The 15598-nt window shown below is 71.6% G+C and carries 16 protein-coding genes; 5 read left to right on the top strand and 11 right to left on the bottom strand.

Going from position 1 to position 15598, the window contains the following annotated elements; translation table 11 throughout:
- Window positions 1-231 precede the first annotated feature (231 nt).
- A complete protein-coding gene (locus CO540_RS22655) occupies window positions 232-1728 on the top strand; it encodes an amino acid permease (RefSeq protein WP_099163565.1) in 1497 nt (498 codons plus the stop codon).
- Window positions 1729-1814: 86 nt separating this feature from the next.
- Here CO540_RS22655 and CO540_RS22660 read toward each other — a convergent pair whose 3' ends face one another.
- From CO540_RS22660 to CO540_RS22680, 5 genes are read right to left on the bottom strand one after another with little or no spacing between them, the layout of a single operon-like run.
- Window positions 1815-2828, bottom strand: coding sequence for a glycoside hydrolase family 43 protein (locus CO540_RS22660; protein WP_099163566.1), 1014 nt, complete (start codon window positions 2826-2828; stop codon window positions 1815-1817).
- Entirely contained in the window at window positions 2825-3649 is an 825-nt protein-coding gene (locus CO540_RS22665; protein ID WP_099163567.1) for a carbohydrate ABC transporter permease, read from the bottom strand. Before CO540_RS22665 ends, CO540_RS22660 begins: the two co-directional genes overlap by 4 nt.
- Window positions 3650-3659: 10 nt before the next feature.
- Window positions 3660-4622, bottom strand: a complete 963-nt coding sequence (locus CO540_RS22670) for a carbohydrate ABC transporter permease (protein ID WP_091569461.1) — start codon at window positions 4620-4622, stop codon at window positions 3660-3662.
- Between the two features lie 6 nt (window positions 4623-4628).
- Window positions 4629-5960: an ABC transporter substrate-binding protein gene (locus CO540_RS22675; protein ID WP_099163568.1), complete on the bottom strand. Its 1332-nt coding sequence runs from the start codon at window positions 5958-5960 to the stop codon at window positions 4629-4631.
- 37 nt (window positions 5961-5997) lie between these two features.
- Window positions 5998-7509, bottom strand: a complete 1512-nt coding sequence (locus tag CO540_RS22680) for an alpha-N-arabinofuranosidase (protein WP_099163569.1) — start codon at window positions 7507-7509, stop codon at window positions 5998-6000.
- 152 nt (window positions 7510-7661) lie between these two features.
- On the opposite strand from CO540_RS22680, the gene CO540_RS22685 reads away from it, so the two are divergent.
- A complete protein-coding gene (locus tag CO540_RS22685) occupies window positions 7662-8669 on the top strand; it encodes a LacI family DNA-binding transcriptional regulator (protein WP_099163570.1) in 1008 nt (335 codons plus the stop codon).
- A 28-nt stretch (window positions 8670-8697) separates the two neighbouring features.
- On the opposite strand, the gene CO540_RS22690 is transcribed toward CO540_RS22685, so the two are convergent.
- The 3 genes from CO540_RS22690 to CO540_RS22700 all read right to left on the bottom strand — a co-directional run bounded on the left by CO540_RS22690 (window position 8698) and on the right by CO540_RS22700 (window position 11956).
- The gene (locus tag CO540_RS22690) at window positions 8698-9423 is read right to left on the bottom strand and encodes a methyltransferase domain-containing protein (protein ID WP_099163571.1); all 726 of its coding nucleotides are present in this window, start codon (window positions 9421-9423) and stop codon (window positions 8698-8700) included.
- 539 nt (window positions 9424-9962) lie between these two features.
- Window positions 9963-10280: a hypothetical protein gene (locus CO540_RS22695; RefSeq protein WP_091569484.1), complete on the bottom strand. Its 318-nt coding sequence runs from the start codon at window positions 10278-10280 to the stop codon at window positions 9963-9965.
- Window positions 10281-10318: 38 nt separating this feature from the next.
- Window positions 10319-11956 carry an ABC-F family ATP-binding cassette domain-containing protein gene (locus CO540_RS22700; protein WP_099163572.1) on the bottom strand — a complete coding sequence of 546 codons (1638 nt, stop codon included), beginning with the start codon at window positions 11954-11956 and terminating at the stop codon, window positions 10319-10321.
- 85 nt (window positions 11957-12041) lie between these two features.
- Between CO540_RS22700 and CO540_RS22705 the strand changes: the two genes are divergently transcribed.
- The 3 genes from CO540_RS22705 to CO540_RS22715 all read left to right on the top strand — a co-directional run bounded on the left by CO540_RS22705 (window position 12042) and on the right by CO540_RS22715 (window position 13572).
- Complete coding sequence (locus CO540_RS22705; RefSeq protein ID WP_099163573.1) at window positions 12042-12812, top strand: ROK family protein; 771 nt, start codon at window positions 12042-12044, stop codon at window positions 12810-12812.
- Window positions 12813-12898: 86 nt separating this feature from the next.
- Complete coding sequence (locus CO540_RS22710) at window positions 12899-13261, top strand: M48 family metallopeptidase (RefSeq protein ID WP_091569498.1); 363 nt, start codon at window positions 12899-12901, stop codon at window positions 13259-13261.
- A gap of 56 nt (window positions 13262-13317) precedes the next feature.
- The gene (locus CO540_RS22715) at window positions 13318-13572 is read left to right on the top strand and encodes a Smr/MutS family protein (RefSeq protein WP_013288724.1); all 255 of its coding nucleotides are present in this window, start codon (window positions 13318-13320) and stop codon (window positions 13570-13572) included.
- A gap of 21 nt (window positions 13573-13593) precedes the next feature.
- On the opposite strand, the gene CO540_RS22720 is transcribed toward CO540_RS22715, so the two are convergent.
- The 3 genes from CO540_RS22720 to CO540_RS22730 all read right to left on the bottom strand — a co-directional run bounded on the left by CO540_RS22720 (window position 13594) and on the right by CO540_RS22730 (window position 15564).
- Window positions 13594-14043 (bottom strand): GNAT family N-acetyltransferase, encoded by a 450-nt coding sequence (locus tag CO540_RS22720; RefSeq protein WP_099163574.1) that lies wholly within the window; start codon window positions 14041-14043, stop codon window positions 13594-13596.
- A gap of 80 nt (window positions 14044-14123) precedes the next feature.
- Window positions 14124-14864, bottom strand: coding sequence for a PH domain-containing protein (locus CO540_RS22725; RefSeq protein ID WP_099163575.1), 741 nt, complete (start codon window positions 14862-14864; stop codon window positions 14124-14126).
- Window positions 14865-14961: 97 nt separating this feature from the next.
- Entirely contained in the window at window positions 14962-15564 is a 603-nt protein-coding gene (locus CO540_RS22730) for a dihydrofolate reductase family protein (protein WP_099163576.1), read from the bottom strand.
- Window positions 15565-15598 lie beyond the last annotated feature (34 nt).

The raw sequence follows: 15598 nt of genomic DNA on the forward strand, positions 1-15598 counted from the left end.
CGCGTGACTCAAGTCACCGGTAGAAAACTTTCATCAATCCGTACGCGGCGCAAGACCCCCGCGCCGGATCGATGCGTCCGGTCCGCACCGTCGGCGCCCCGGCGGGTGGCGCACGTTTCGCATGGTGACCGAACCGACACGTCAGGTGGTGGATTGGTTGGGGGAGGGGCTGGGTAGCTTGGCCGGTCACGGACCGCCACCGAGGTGGTCACACCGTGGGGGAGGTGATCCATGTCAGTCCTGCGGACCAAGCCGATCCAGGACGTGCTCGCCCAGGGTGACGCCGACGGCAGCGACGGCAAACCCGGGCTGCGCCGCCGGCTCGGCTCGTTCGACCTGATGGGCTTCGGCATCGGGATCGTGATCGGCACCGGCATCTTCACGCTGACCGGCATCGAGGCGAAGAACAGCGCCGGCCCGGGTGTGGTGATCTCCTTCGGCATCGCCGGGGTGGTCGCGCTGCTCGCCGCGCTCTGCTACGCCGAGCTGGCCGCCAGCGTGCCGACCGCCGGCAGCGCCTACACCTACGCGTACGCGACCATGGGCGAGATCGTCGCCTGGATCATCGGCTGGGACCTGCTGCTGGAGTTCGCGCTCGGCGCGGCGGTGGTGGCCCGGGGCTGGTCCGGCTACCTCGCCGACCTCGTCGGCCTGCCCAGCGCCTGGTTCGCCGAGGAGGGCAGCATCGTCAACCTCGGCGCGATCGCCATCGTGCTGGTGCTCGGCGCGATCGGCATCGTCGGCATCCGGGAGTCCGCCCGGGTGACCAACCTGCTGGTCCTGGTGAAGGTGGCGATCTGTGCCTTCATCATCATCGCCGGGCTGTTCTTCGTGAAGGCGGCCAACCTCAGCCCGTTCGTCCCGTCCAGCGAGCCGGCCGGCGCCGGCGAGGACGGGATCCGGCAGCCGGTGACCCAGGCCATCTTCGGGATGGAACCCTCCGTCTTCGGCTTCGCCGGCGTGCTCACCGCCGCCGCCGTGGTGTTCTTCGCGTACACCGGGTTCGAGGCCGTGGCGAACCTGGGTGAGGAGACCCGCAAGCCCAAGCGGGACCTGCCGCTGGGCCTGCTCGGCACGCTGCTGATCTCCACCGTGCTCTACATCGGCGTCTCGCTGGTCGTCGTCGGCATGGTCAAGTACACCGAGATCGACGAGGGCGCGCCGATCGCGTCCGCGTTCAAGGCGGCCGGCGCCGGATGGGCCGCGGTGCTCGTCTCCATCGCCGCGATCGCCGGCCTGACCAGCGTGATCCTGGTCGACCTGGTGGCCATGGGCCGGATCGGCTTCGCCATCGCCCGGGACGGGCTCATCCCGCCCTCGATCGCCAAGGTGCACCCGCGCTGGGGCACCCCGTACCGGATCTCCGCGATCATGACGGTGGGGGTCGCGCTGCTCGCCGGCTTCCTGCCGCTCTCCGCGCTGGCCGACCTGGTCAGCATCGGCGCGCTCTGCGCGTTCGTGCTGGTCTCGATCGCGGTGCCGATCCTGCGCAAGCGGCGCCCCGACCTGAACCGGCCGTTCAAGGTGCCGTTCTCGCCGGTGCTGCCGATCGTCTCCGCGCTGGCCTGCCTCTACCTGATGTTGAACCTGTCGGTGGAGACCTGGCTGCGGTTCCTGGCCTGGATGGTCCTCGGCGGCATCATCTACTTCGGCTACGGGCACCGCAAGAACCGCCTGGCCCGCCGCGAGCACTCCTCGGACACCCCCGAGCCCGCCCCCACCCCCTGACCCCCGGAAGGAAGGGCCCCTTCTTAACACCCCGGTGTTAAGAAGGGGCCCTTCCTCTACCGGAGGCGTTAAGAGGGGGCCCTTCCTTACGGGCGGGGCTGCGCGGACCTGGTGGGGCCCTTGAGCACCGGCTTGCCGTCGGTCCAGACGATCTCGTCCAGCCACACCTGCCGACCCGGGTCGGTGGTGCCCTCCTGCCCCGGCGGCCACGCGTGGTAGATCAGCCAGGTACGCCCGTCCTTCTCCACCATCGAGGCGTGCCCCGGCCCGGACGCCACGTCGTTGCTCTTCAGGATCGGGTTCTCCGGCGCCTTCACGCACGGCCCGGCCGGCCCCTCGCACACCGCGTAGCCCTCGGCGTAGGTGTCCTTGTCGTACGCGTTGGCGGCGAAGAACAGGAACAGCTTCCCGTCGTGCCGGTGCAGGAACGGCCCTTCGATCAGGGTGCCCTCCCACGGCTCGGTCTGCTTCAGCAGCTTCGCCGCCGGGCCGGTCAGCCGCAGCCCGTCCGGGGCGAGCCGCTGCGACCAGAGCCAGGTGTCCACCCCGATCGCGTTGCCGTCGTTCTTCCACAGCAACCACAGGCTGCCGTCGGTGTCCCGGAACGGGCTGGCGTCGATCGAGCCGCCCAGGTCCGCCTGGCAGACCAACGGTGCGGCGGAGTCGTCGACGTACGGGCCGAGCGGCGTGCTCGCCACCGCCCGGCCCAGGCACTGCCGGCCGGAGGCGCGGTCGGCCACGGTGTAGTAGAGGACGAACCGGTCCGGGGCGAGCTGGATCACCTCGGGCGCCCAGGTCTTGCCCGCGTCCGCCCAGTCCGGCAACTCCGGCAGCGCGTCGCCGGCCGGGGTCCACTCGACCAGGTCGGGTGAGGTGAGCACCGGGACGTTACGTCCGCCGGCGTTGGTGTGGAACAGGTACCAGGTCTCGCCGACCCGGATCGCCTGCGGGTCGGGGGCGTCGCTGCGGACGACCGGGTTGGTGAACACGCGCGCGTCCTCCGGCGTACTCGAGGGGGTGGGTCCGCTGTCGCAGCCGGCGACGAGCAGCGCGGCGGCCAGGGCCGCCGCGCCGCGTCGCCGGAGTCGTCGGCCGGTCATCCCTTCAGGCCGCTGCGGGAGACGCCCTGGATGACGTGACGTTGCGCCAGCACGAACAGGATCAGCACCGGCACGCTGGCCAGCATCGCGCCCGCCATGATGACCGGGTAGTCGGTCACGTACGCGCCCTGGAGCAGGCCCAGGCCCGCCGGCAGGGTCAGCCGCTCCGGGCTGAACAGCACGTACACCGGCCAGAGGAAGTCGTTCCAGTTGGTGAGGAACGACAGCACCGCCAGCGTGGCCAGCGCCGGCTTCGACAGCGGCAGCAGCACCTGACGGAAGATCTGCCACTGGTTCGCCCCGTCCAGCACCGCCGCCTCCTCCAGCTCGGCCGGGATGGAGAGGAAGAACTGGCGCAGGAAGAACACCCCGAACGCGCTGGCCGCGCCGGGCACGATCACCACGGTCAGCGTGTCGATCCAGCTCAGCCGCTCGGCGATGATGAAGTTCGGGATGATCAGCGAGGTCGGCGGCAGGAACAGGGTGCCGACGATCAGCGCGAACAGCACCTTGCGGCCGCGGAACCGCATCCGGGCCAGGGCGTACGCGGCCATCGACGCGGTGACCAGCACCAGCAGCGTGTGCAGGGTGGCCGCCAGCATGCTGTTGAGGAACCAGCGCAGCACCGGGTTGGCCGCGTTGTTCAGGATCTGGTCGTAGCCGTAGGTGGAGAACGGGTTCGGCAGCCAGCCCGGCGGGACCTGCTGCGCGTCGTCGTAGGTCTTCACCGAGGTCAGCAACATCCAGACCAGGGGAGTCACGAAGATCGCGGTGATCAGGAGCAGGACGGCGTAGCGCAGCGCCGGACGCAACTTCGACATGGCGGTCCCCTCAGTCTTCCCGGTAGCGGAACAGCCGGAAGTTGACGATGCTCACCACCGCCAGCATCAGCGCGAAGAACACGCTCATCGCGGCGGCCCGACCGGCGTCGTAGTCGCGCAGCCCCTCGTCGACGATCCGCCAGACCACGGTCCGGGTCTGTTCGCCCGGCGCGCCCTGGGTGATCAGGAAGGCCTGCCCGAAGACGTTCGCCGAGGCGAGGATCGTGGTGGTGAAGACGAAGAGCAGGACCGGGCGCAGGCCGGGGATCGTGACGTGGCGGAAGCGGTCCCAGCCGCCGGCCCCGTCGACCTTCGCCGCCTCGTACAGCTCGGCCGGGATGTCCTGGAGGCCGGCCAGGTAGATCACCGCGTTGAAGCCGCAGGTCCACCACACGGTCACGCCGACCAGCGAGACCCAGGCCCACGGCACGTCGGTGACCCACGGCGTGTCCGACGGGAGTCCGACCAGGCCGAGCAGCCGGTTGACCAGGCCCAGGTTGGCGTCGAGCAGGAACCGCCAGAGCAGGCCGATCACCGCCACGCCGAGCACGTACGGGGCGAAGAACGCGGCCCGGAAGAACGTGCGGCCGGGGAACGAGCGGTTGAGCAGCAGCGCCAGCCCCAGCGGGACGACCACCAGCAGCGGCACCGAGAAGAGGGTGAAGATCCCGGTCGCCCGGACGCTGGACCACCAGTCCCCGTAGATGGCCGAGTCGCTGGAGAACAGGTCCTGGTAGTTGTCCAGCCCGATGAACGGCCGGTTGGGCAGCTGGAGGTCCCACTGGTGCAGGCTGATCCAGACCCCGAACAGGATCGGCGCCAGGCCGAAGACGCCGAACAGGACCAGGTACGGCGCGAGGAAGAGGTACGGCGTGGCCCGGTTGCCGCGTTCCGTCGCGCCCCGGCGGCGGGTACGCCCCGCCGGGGGCGGCGCGCCGTCACGCGCCGCCCCGACCTCGATCACGTCCGCCACGACGGATCAGTTCCCGTACTTCTTGCGGTTGTCCTCGAGCTGCTTGTTGGCCTTCGTCACGCCGTCGTCCAGGGCCTGCTTCGGCGACTTCTTGCCCAGCGCCGCCTCGTTGAAGGCGCTGTAGAAGGTCAGCATCGTCTCGCCGAGACCCGGGGCCGCCGGCGGGAACGCGGCGTACTCCAGCTCCGGCGCGAGCGCGTTGACCTCGGTGAGCGCCTTGAACTCGGCGCTGTCCCGGACCGCCTTGCGGGCCGGCACCTGGCCGCCCTTGGCCCAGTCCAGCGAGTGCTGGCTCAGCCAGTTGATGAAGACCTTGGCGCCGGAGACCTTGTTGTCGTTGGCCGCGCGCTGCTTGACGATGGTGAAGTTGTGCGAGTTCGCCCAGGCGGCCTGCTGGGTGCCGATCTGGGGCAGCGGGGCCACGCCCCACTCCACGTTCGCGCTCTTCTTCAGGTCGTTGATCTGCCAGATGCCGTTCCAGTTGAACGCGTTCTTGCCGCTCTTGAACGCCAGGTAGTCGGCGTCCTGGCCGACGTTGGCCGGCGAGTGGCCCTGCTTGATCAGGCCGACCAGCCAGGTGCACGCCTCGACCGCCGGGTCGGAGTTGAAGGTCGCCTTCGCCACCTCGTCGTCGAAGAGCTTCCCGCCCCACTGGTGCAGCAGGCTGTAGAACGTCATGCCGCCGGTGAACTGGAACGGGCTGACCCAGAAGCCCTGCACGCCGGACTTCTTCAGCTCGGTCAGCGCGGCGGTGTACTCGTCCTTCGTCGCCGGCGGCTTGTTCGGGTCCAGGCCGGCCTTCTGCATGACGGCCTTGTTGTAGTAGAAGCCGAGCGGGTGCATGTCCAGCGGGATGCCGTACCGCTTGTCGTTGTAGAGGCCGCCCTTCCACACCGTCGGGGCGAAGTCGCCCTCGCTCAGCTCCAGGGTCTTGGCCACGTCGTCCAGTTCGCTGATCGTGCCGCGGGCGGCGAACGTGGCGAGCTGGTCCATGTGCATGACCGCGATGTCCGGGCCGTTGCCGCTGGAGACCGCGCCGGGGAGCTTGCTGTAGTAGTCCTCCCACTGGTACGTGATCACGCTGACCGCGATGTTCTGGTGCTCGCTGTTGAACTGCTGCACCAGGGCCTTGAAGATGTCGCCGTCGCCGCCGGTGAAGCCGTTCCACAGCTTGAGGTCGACCTTCGGCCCGGTGTAGTCCTTGCCGCCGTTGCCGGCCGCGCCGGACGGGCCGGAGCTGCTGCCGCCACCGCATCCGGTCAGCGTCAGCGAGGCCGCCGCACCGAGGCCGAGGCCGAGGCCGAGCAGGCGCCGCCGGCTCATCTCGTTCTGGATCATGCTTACTCCTTGGGGGACGGGATGAAGTATTGCCTGGTCACGACTGCGGGGCGAACCGCAGCAGGTTCCAGGAGGTGGCGGGCAGCGCCACGGTGCAGCGGCCGCCGTCGAGGGTGGGGGTGTGGAGCTGCCGCGGCGTGACCCGCTCGGGGTCCGCCTCGGTGTTGGTGGCGGCGGGGTCGGCCCCGGCCGCGACTGTGGTGTGCGCCTCGGCGCGCAGGCCGGGCAGGCCGCGCAGGTCCAGGTCGAGCGGGACGTCGTTCGGGCCGCGGTTGACCGCGAAGACGGCCAGGCCGCCGGTCTCCTCGTCGTGCACGGCGACGGTGTCCAGCACCGGCACGTCGCCGTACCGGCTGGTCCGGTAGGTCGGGCCGACCGGCTCGGTGCGCAGGACCGTGCCGCGCGCGTGCCGGGCGGTGAGGGCGAACGGGTGGAAGATGCTCTGCCGCCAGGCGGGGCCGCCGGTGCGGGTGCGGATCGGGGCGATCACGTTGGCGAGCTGCGCCTGGCAGGCCACGCCCACCCGGTCGGCGTGCCGGAGCAGGGTGATCAGCAGGTCGCCCACCACGACCGCGTCGACCGCGGTGAAGTCGTCCTCGATCAGCGCCGGGGCCTCGACCCAGCCGCGCCGGTCCAGGTCGGCCTGGAGACGGGACTGGTACCAGACGTTCCACTCGTCGAAGGAGATCTTCAGCTTGCGCTTCTGCCGCAGCTTGGCGCCGACGTGGTCGGCGGTGGCGGTCACCTCGGTGATGAAGGCGTCCATGTCGACGGCGGAGGCGAGGATGCTGGCCCGGTCGCCGTCCGAGGGGTCGTAGTAGGTGTGGGCGGAGATGTAGTCGACGTGCTCGTAGGTGTGCTCCAGAACCGTCGCCTCCCACGACGCGTACGTGGACATCTGCCGGTTGGAGCTGCCGGAGGCGATCAGGCTGATCGACGGGTCGATCATCTTCATGGCGCGGGCGGTCTCGGCGGCCAGCCGGCCGTACTCGTCGGCGGTCTTGTGCCCGACCTGCCACGGCCCGTCCATCTCGTTGCCGAGACACCACAGCCGCACCCCGTACGGCTGCTCGGCGCCGTGCTTGCGGCGCAGGTCGGACAGGTGGGTGCCGCCCGGGTGGTTGGCGTACTCCAGCAGGTCGCAGGCCTCGGCCACGCCGCGGGTGCCGAGGTTGACCGCCATCATCGGCTCGACCTCGGCCTCGGCCGCCCAGGTCATGAACTCGTCCAGGCCGAACGCGTTGGTCTCGATCGTCTTCCAGGCCAGGTCGAGCCGGCGCGGGCGGTCGCCCACCGGCCCGACGCCGTCCTCCCAGCGGTAGCCGGAGACGAAGTTGCCGCCGGGGTAGCGGACCACCGAGACGCCCATCTCCCGGGTCAGGTCCAGCACGTCGCGCCGGAGGCCGAGCGGATCGGCGGTCGGGTGCCCCGGTTCGTAGACCCCGCCGTAGACGCAGCGGCCCATGTGCTCGACGAAGGAGCCGAAGAGCCGTCGGTCGGCCGGACCGACCCGGAACGCCGGGTCGACCGTGAGCTGCGCGTTCGGCACGAGTGCCACCTTTCCCTCGGTGCTGTCGCCGGGTGACCGCGGTCACCCGTGTCCCTGGTTTTCTACAACGTTGTAAGCAACGCTGTAAAGGGGTCGTTACGTCGTCGTGACGCGGTAGAGTGCGGCCAGCGTTCATCGGGGAGGGAAGTTCAGTGCGGCACAGGCTCAAGGACGTGGCGGAGCGGGCCGGCGTGTCGGTGAAGACCGTCTCGAACGTGGTCAACGGCTACCAGCACGTCCGCGCCGACACCCGGGCCCGGGTCGAGGAGGCCATCGCCGAACTCCACTACCGGCCCAACCTCTCCGCCCGCAACCTGCGCAAGGGGCGCACCGGCGTGATCGCGCTGGCCGTGCCAGAGCTGGACATCCCCTACTTCGCCGAGCTGGCCCGGCACGTGGTCACCGCCGCCGCCGAGCACGGCTGGACGGTGCTGATCGACCAGACCGGCGGCGGCTCCGAGCAGGAACGCAAGGCGGCCAGCGGGATCGGCGACCACATGATCGACGGCCTGATCCTGAGCCCGCTCGCGCTCACCGCCGACGACCTGGCCGCCCTCGACGGACTGCCGATGGTGCTGCTCGGCGAGCGCGTCGACCACGGCCCCGCCGACCACGTCATGGTCGACAACGTGGCCGCCGCCCGGGAGATCACCGCCCACCTGGTCGGCCTCGGCCGCCGCCGGATCGCCGCGATCGGGTCGCAGCGCACGCCCGAGGGCGCCAGCGCCCGGCTGCGCCTGGCCGGCTACACCGCCGCGCTGGCCGAGGCCGGCATCGCGTACGACGACAGCCTGGTGGCGCCCGCGCCGGCCTGGCACCGCGCCGACGGCGCGGCCGCCATGCGGCACCTGCTCACCTCCGGGGTACGCCCCGACGCCGTGTTCTGCTTCAACGACACGCTCGCGCTCGGCGCGTTGCGCGCCCTGCACGAGGCGGGTCTGCGCGTGCCCGAGGACGTGGCGGTGGCCGGGTTCGACGACATCGAGGACGGCCGCTTCTCGATCCCGACGCTGAGCACCGTCGCGCCGGACAAGGAGCGGGTCGCCCGGCTCGCGGTGGAGCTGCTCGCCGGCCGGCTCGGCGCCGACCGTGAGGCCCCGCCGAGGGAGCTGGTCGCCCCCCACCGCCTGGCCCTCCGCGAATCCGCCCCACCCACCTGACCGCACCCGCCGGGGTAGGTGGTTGGGGTCAGTCGAAGAAGCGGGCCAGGTGGGAAAGGGGTGGGGCGGGGGCGTCGGGGGGTAGAGGGGTGAGGTCGGCGAAGACGGAGGCGCCGTCGCAGCCGACGTGCAGCGGATACCAGCGCGGGGTGCCGGGCGGGCGCTGACCGCAGATGCCCTTGAACGTCTGCACGTCGAGCAGGCGGACGTGGGTCGGGTCGGCGACCGCGTTGACGTGCCGCCACCAGGGGCTCATCACGTGCAGCACCCCGCCCGGTCGGAGCACCCGGTGGCACTCGTCGAACAGCGGCAGGAAGTCGATCAGGTGCTCGACGATGTGCACCGCGAAGAACACGTCGACCGAGTCGTCGCGCAGCGGCAGTGAGCCGGCGAGGTTGGCGACCGCGTTCACCCCGGGCGCCGGATAGATGTCCAGCCCCAGGTTGCCCGGCCACTGCTTGGTCGCCCCGCAGCCGAGGTCGACCACCACCGGCGGCCGGCCGGCGACGCCCACCCGGCACCACACGCCGAGCACCCCGGACAGCCGGCCGATCATCTCCCGGACCAGTCGCAGCTCCGCCGGGTCGGCGACCTCGCCGGTCAGGTGTGCCACCCCCCGGTCGAAGCTCACCTCCACGGTCACTCCGCGCAACCGCTCGTCGTGCCGGGCCATGTCGGCCCACGCCTCGGCGAGGAAGCCGTCGGCCTGTCGGAGCCGCTCACCCGAGAGCGCGGCCTGCCCCATCGCCACCATGTGCCACCTCCGGCGGCGCGTTACCCCCAATTCGCCCCGATACACGCCCACCAGGCGCTGCCGACCGATGCCCGGATGCACCCGGGCCGTCACCAACCGCGCGAGGAGCCGCCCGGCCGTCCGACCCCGAGCGCGACCGTAGGCCCCTCCGCCGCGCCCGCATCACCGGGCGTCGGCTTACCCGTCCGGGCCTGCCGCGCCGACGATTTCCTCCAGAGGTGGTCTGCCCGGCCGGGTGCGTCGCGCCGACGAGGGCCCTCGACGCTGTTTCCTCCCGGCGGCGGCTCGCTCGCCCGGGTGCGTCGCGCCCACGAAGGCATTCCCCCTGACAACGATATGACTCAGAGTCATAAATATGACCAGGAGTTATATCGCTCCCGGGGCCGGTAGTCACCCGCCGGCCAGCACGAGCCGTTTCCGCATGCGCACTCCCTCGCCCTCGACGATGACCAAGGAGTTTGTGTCGAGAGCGGCCTGCCCCGCTGACGCAAACTCCTTGATCACCGCCGGGACGGGGGAGCGGAAGGGAGGGGAGGGGGTCAGGTGGGGAGGGTGCGGCGGGGGGTTCGGGAGCCGCGCATGCGCTGGCGAGGTTGTGCCGGGGCCGTCTTCGGGCGCTTCAGGTGGTAGCGGTGCAGCTCGGCGTTGCCGGGCAGCGACGGGTCCTCGCTCATCGCGACCAGCTCCCAGCCCTGGTCGCCGGCCCGGTTCAGGTGGGCCAGCGCGGTGTCGCCGTAGGGCGTCACGTCGATCATGGAGCCGTCCGGGCCGTACCAGATGAAGACGATCTCCCAGCCGGTGTCCGTGGTCGCGGCCTGGCGGCGGCGGACCAGCAGCGCGTACTCCCACTTGAGCATGGGCTCATTGTGACCCCGCGCGCGCCGGTCGGCACGGATCAATCCTCGGCGATCCGCCCGTCGGTCACGCGCAGCCGCCGGTTCACGCTCACCGCGTCCAGCATCCGCCGGTCGTGGGTCACCAGCAGCAGCGTGCCCGGGTAGGTGGCCAGCGCCGACTCCAACTGCTCGATCGCGGCCAGGTCGAGGTGGTTGGTCGGCTCGTCGAGCACCAGCAGGTTGACGCCGCGCCCCTGGAGCAGGGCCAGCGCGGCCCGGGTCCGCTCGCCCGGGGAGAGGGTCGCCGCCGGGCGCAGCACGTGGTCGGCGCGCAGGCCGAACTTGGCCAGCAGCGTCCGCACGTCCGCCGGGCTCAGCTCGGGTACGGCGGCGCCGAACGCGTCGAGCAGCGGCTGGTCGCCGAGGAACAGCCCCCGGGCCTGGTCCACCTCGCCCACCACCACGCCCGGGCCGAGCGCGGCGTGGCCCTCGTCCAGCGGCAGCCGGCCGAGCAGCGCGGCCAGCAGCGTGCTCTTGCCGGAGCCGTTCGCCCCGGTGATCGCCACCCGGTCGGCCCAGTCGATCTGCAGGTCCACCGGGCCGAGCGTGAAGTCGCCCCGGCGTACGACCGCTCCTCGGAGCGAGGCCACGACGGCGCCGGCGCGGGGCGCGGCGGCGATCTCCATCCGCAGCTCCCACTCCTTGCGCGGCTCCTCGACCACCTCCAGCCGCTCGATCAGCCGGGCGGTCTGCTTGGCCTTCGCGGCCTGCTTCTCGGTCGACTCGGCGCGGTACTTGCGGCCGATCTTGTCGTTGTCGGTGGCCTTGCGGCGGGCGTTCTTCACGCCCTTCTCCATCCACGCCCGCTGGGTCCGGGCGCGCGCCTCCAGGTCGGCCTTCGTGTCGGCGTACTCCTCGAACTCCTCGCGGGCGTGCCGGCGCGCCACGGCGCGCTCCTCCAGGTAGGCCGCGTAGCCGCCGCCGTACTGGTTGACCTGCCCCTGGTGCAGGTCCAGCTCCACGATGCGGTTGACCGTGCGGGTGAGGAACTCGCGGTCGTGGCTGACCAGCACGGTGCCGGCGCGCAGCCCGGTGACGAACCGTTCCAGCCGGTCCAGCCCGGCCAGGTCCAGGTCGTTCGTGGGCTCGTCGAGCAGGAAGATGTCGTAGCGGCTGAGCAGCAGCGAGGCCAGCCCGGCGCGGGCCGCCTGCCCGCCGGACAGGCCGGTCATCGGGTGCTCCAGCTCGACGTCGAGACCCAGCTCGCCGGCGACCTGCGCGGCCCGCTCCTCCAGATCCGCGCCGCCGAGGTCGAGCCACCGTTCCAGAGCGGTCGCGTACGCGTCGTCGGCGCCGGCCGCCCCGGCGGTCAGCGCCTCGGTGGCGACGTCCAGCGCGGCCTGCGCGTCGGTCACGCCGGTACGCCGGGCCAGGAAGTCCCGGACCGTCTCACCGGGCCGGCGCTCCGGCTCCTGCGGCAGGTAGCCGACCGTGGCGGTGGGCGGGTTCAACGCCACCGAGCCCTGCTCGCGGGGTTGAAGGCCGGCGAGCGTCCGCAGCAGCGTGGACTTGCCGGCGCCGTTGACCCCGACCAGGCCGACCACGTCGCCGGGCGCGACGACCAGGCTCAGGTCGGAGAAGAGAAGGCGGTCACCGTGGCCGGCGGTGAGATCCTTGGCGATCAACGTGGCGCTCATCAGGGAACCGAGCCTACCGGCGGGCGCATCCGGATTACCGTGACCCGCGCTCGGGGCGACGCTCGTCTGAGGGAGACTCACAGCCGTGGCGACCACACTGGCGATCGACTGCGGGGGCGGCGGGATCAAGGCCTCCGTGCTGGACGCCGCCGGGACCATGCGGGCCCGACCGTTGCGCGTGCCCACGCCGTACCCCCTGCCCCCGAGCCTGTTCGTGACGACGCTGCTTGATCTCGGCGCCCGGCTGCCCGCGGCGGACCGGCTCACCGTCGGCATGCCCGGCATGATCCGGCACGGCGTGGTGGTGGCCACCCCGCACTACGTGACCCGCTCCGGGCCGCGTAGCCGCGTCGACCAGGACCTGGTCGCGGAATGGTCCGGGTACGACGCGCGCGGCGCGCTGGCCGAGGCGTTCGGCGTGCCCGCGCTGGTGCTCAACGACGCCGAGGTGCACGGTGCCGGCGTGGTCGCCGGCACCGGCTGCGAGCTGGTCCTGACGCTCGGCACCGGGCTGGGCAGCGCGCTCTTCGACGGCGGGGTGCTCGCCCCGCACCTGGAGCTGTCGCACGCGCCGGTGCGCTGGAACACCACCTACGACACGTACGTGGGGGAGCCGGAGCGGCGGCGCCTGGGCGACGCGTTCTGGTCCCGGCGGATCCGGCAGGTGGTGGACGGCCTGCGGCCGGTGTTCCGCTGGGACCGGCTCTATCTCGGCGGGGGCAACTCGCGGCTGATCCGGCCGGAGCAGGTGGCGCGGATGGGGGACGACGTCGTGGTCGTCCCGAACACGGCTGGAATCGTCGGCGGTGTCCGGGCCTGGGACCTGGTGGGCGACCGGTACGACCCGACCCCCTGATCTTCACCCCGTGGAACACTCGCGCTCGCGCCGGTGTTGTGCCAGCGTCGGACAAAGGGCTGACGCGACACGAGGAGGTGGGTCGAGTGGACCTTCTGGCGGAGTACCGGCGGGCGACCATGTTCTTCGACTCCGGGGACCCGACCGGGGCGGCCCGGCTGCTCGAACCGATCATCGAGGCGGAGCCGGACAACTCCTCGGTCCGTCAGCTGCTGGCCCGGGCGTACTTCCAGTCGGCGCAGCTCAACCGCGCCGAGGAGCAGTTGCGCGAGCTGGTCGACCGGGACCCGAGCGACCACTACGCGCACCACGTGCTCGGCCGCACGCTGGAGCGGATGAACCGGCCGGCCGACGCGCTGCGGCACCTGCGGATCGCGGCGGCCATGTACTCGACGAACACCGACTACACCACGGCCCTGCGCCGGGTGGAGGGCAAGGTCGGTCGTTGAGCCCCGTCGAAGGGCAGCCCGGGTGGGCTGCCCTTCGACGTACCTAGGATGGACTGGTGAAGCTGAAGCTCGATCTCCACGACATCTACAACAAGGGCCACGACATCGACCGCGCGCTGCGCGGGATCATGGACGAGGCCGTGGCGAAGAAGGCCACGCTCGTGGAGATCATCCCGGGCAAGGGCTCCGGCGCGCTCAAGAAGAAGGTGCTGCGCTTCCTCGACCAGAAGGACGTCAAGCAGCTCTACCACCGGGTCGAGAAGGACTCGAAGAACTTCGGCCGCCTCTTCGTCCACTTCCGCTGGAAGTAGCCTGACGGCCGCTCTCGTGCGTCAGAGGTCGCGGACGGCGACCGTCTGGCCGCCGCTGCGCTCGCCGGTCAGCCGGAAACCCAGCTTCAGGTAGAACGGTTCCGGTCCGCCGGGCCGGGGCTCCCAGGTGACGTACGCCCGGTCGCCGCCCCGGGCTTTGATCTCCGCGCACACCGCGTCGACGGCGAACCGGCCGTAGCCGTGGCCCTGCGCGTCGGCCGCGATGTTCAGCCGCCAGAGACCGGCCCGTACGTCGTCCGGGCGGTCATTCCACGCGATGTCGAAGAACGCCATCAGGAAGCCGACGAGCCGGTCCCCGTCGTAGATCACCCTCGGCCAGGCGTGCTCCGGGAAGACGTACGCCTCGGCCAGCGACTTGACCACCGGTGCCACCAGATCCTCCTGGTCTGGGCGGACCGACAGCGCGAGGGCCGCCTCGTAGTTGTCCGGGGTGATCGTCTCCAGTCGCATGCGGCGCAGCGTAGCGAGCGGGTATGCGCCCGGCGACCGGGTATTCCTGGACCGCGTCCGCACAGCCGGCGACACTCGTTTCAACCGGCGGCCCCGCGCAGGTGGGTGAGCAGGCGCCGGTACTCGTCCGGCGTCCCGATGGCGGGGCGGTGCTGCGGGTGGGCGACGTAGTGGCTGATCACGGTGGTGAGGAAGCGGGCGTCGACGCTGTCGACGGGCAGCCTGGCGCGGCGGCCCACCACCAGGCCGTGCCGCCGCACCAGCTCGGGGTTCGCGATGGTCAGTGGGAGCCGCATCGGCGACCGGCCGGCGTCGCGGGTCGTGCCGGCGGCCGGCCGGGCCTCCCACGGGACGGTGCGCGACCCGAGGAGCCCCTGCACGCGTACGCCCTCCGGGTCCAACCGCACGTCGTGCCCGCGCCACGCCGCCCGGACCAGCAGCGCGATCAGCCCGAGCCAGAGCACTCCCAGGACGGCGTCGACCGTGGTGTCGATGCCCGCCTCGGCGGAGCGCAGGTATGAGCCGACGGTCGTGGAAGCCTGTCCGAGGAGGCCCAGGGTGAGCAGGACTCGCCACCCCGCCACCGGTGGGGTGAAGGACGGTGGCCGCGGCGACACCACCAGCGCGGCGGGCCGGTTTCCCAGCGTGATGATCGCCAGGACCAGGGCGGTCAGGGCGAGGGCGAGGACCGGGAGGAGCACCGCTCGCGCCAGGTCGGGCGCGTACCCCATCGCGACGGCGTTCCCGCCGGCCAGCAGCAGGCCCACCGTCAGGACGGGACGTCGGTGCCGCGCCACGGCGGTCGAGATCGTGTCGATCACGCCCGTGACCCTACGATCCGGCGGCCACCCGTAGGCGGGACGAGGGGGTGGGGGTCCCGGTCACGCGGACCCCGCCCCCTCGGCGAGCTGGTGTCGATCAGGCCGGACGTCGTACCCGGTAGGCCAGGTGGGTGACCCCGGTGCCCTCGACCACCCGGAACGGCCCGTCGAACTCCACCGGCGCGATGCCCAGCCCGGAGAAGAACGGGATCCCGTCGCCGAGCAGCACCGGCACCAGGTCCACGTGCACCTCGTCGAGCAGCCCGGCCTCCAGCACCTGCCGGGCGATCGTCCCCGCGTTGACCCCGACCTCCTTGTCGCCGGCGAGGGAACGGGCCCGGGCGATCGCCGCCTCGATGCCGTCGGTGACGAACACGAACGACTCACCCTCGGGCTCCCAGCCGTCCGGCACCCGGTGGGTCACCACGACCACCGGCTTGTCCATCGGGTGCCGCCCGCCCCAGCCGTTGGTCAGGTCGAACAGGGTACGGCCGACGACCAGCGCCCCGGTGCGCTCGACCAGGGCGCGGATGTGCGCGGCGCTGGCCGCCGAGGTCCGGAACGTCATCTCCGGGTTGGCGGTCGGCACCTCCACGTCGCCGTTGCCGTACCACTGGAAGAGGTGCGCGAACCCGCCGTGCGACGGGTCCGCGACGTAGCCGTCCAGGGACATGGTCGCGCCGGTGGTCACCTTGCTCATCGTCTGCTCCTCGGGTCGTCGCGTGAACCAGCTT

This window comes from Micromonospora sp. WMMA2032 (assembly GCF_002688545.1).
Classification (GTDB): Bacteria; Actinomycetota; Actinomycetes; order Mycobacteriales; family Micromonosporaceae; genus Micromonospora; species Micromonospora sediminicola.

Bases quoted from the DNA above. Each gene is read 5' to 3' on its own strand.
- CO540_RS22655 (WP_099163565.1), top strand. From the start codon at position 232: ATGTCAGTCCTGCGGACCAAGCCGATCCAGGACGTGCTCGCCCAGGGT.
- CO540_RS22660 (WP_099163566.1), bottom strand. From the start codon at position 2,828: ATGACCGGCCGACGACTCCGGCGACGCGGCGCGGCGGCCCTGGCCGCC.
- CO540_RS22665 (WP_099163567.1), bottom strand. From the start codon at position 3,649: ATGTCGAAGTTGCGTCCGGCGCTGCGCTACGCCGTCCTGCTCCTGATC.
- CO540_RS22675 (WP_099163568.1), bottom strand. From the start codon at position 5,960: ATGATCCAGAACGAGATGAGCCGGCGGCGCCTGCTCGGCCTCGGCCTC.
- CO540_RS22690 (WP_099163571.1), bottom strand. From the start codon at position 9,423: ATGGTGGCGATGGGGCAGGCCGCGCTCTCGGGTGAGCGGCTCCGACAG.
- CO540_RS22695 (WP_091569484.1), bottom strand. From the start codon at position 10,280: ATGCTCAAGTGGGAGTACGCGCTGCTGGTCCGCCGCCGCCAGGCCGCG.
- CO540_RS22700 (WP_099163572.1), bottom strand. From the start codon at position 11,956: ATGAGCGCCACGTTGATCGCCAAGGATCTCACCGCCGGCCACGGTGAC.
- CO540_RS22720 (WP_099163574.1), bottom strand. From the start codon at position 14,043: ATGCGACTGGAGACGATCACCCCGGACAACTACGAGGCGGCCCTCGCG.
- CO540_RS22730 (WP_099163576.1), bottom strand. From the start codon at position 15,564: ATGAGCAAGGTGACCACCGGCGCGACCATGTCCCTGGACGGCTACGTC.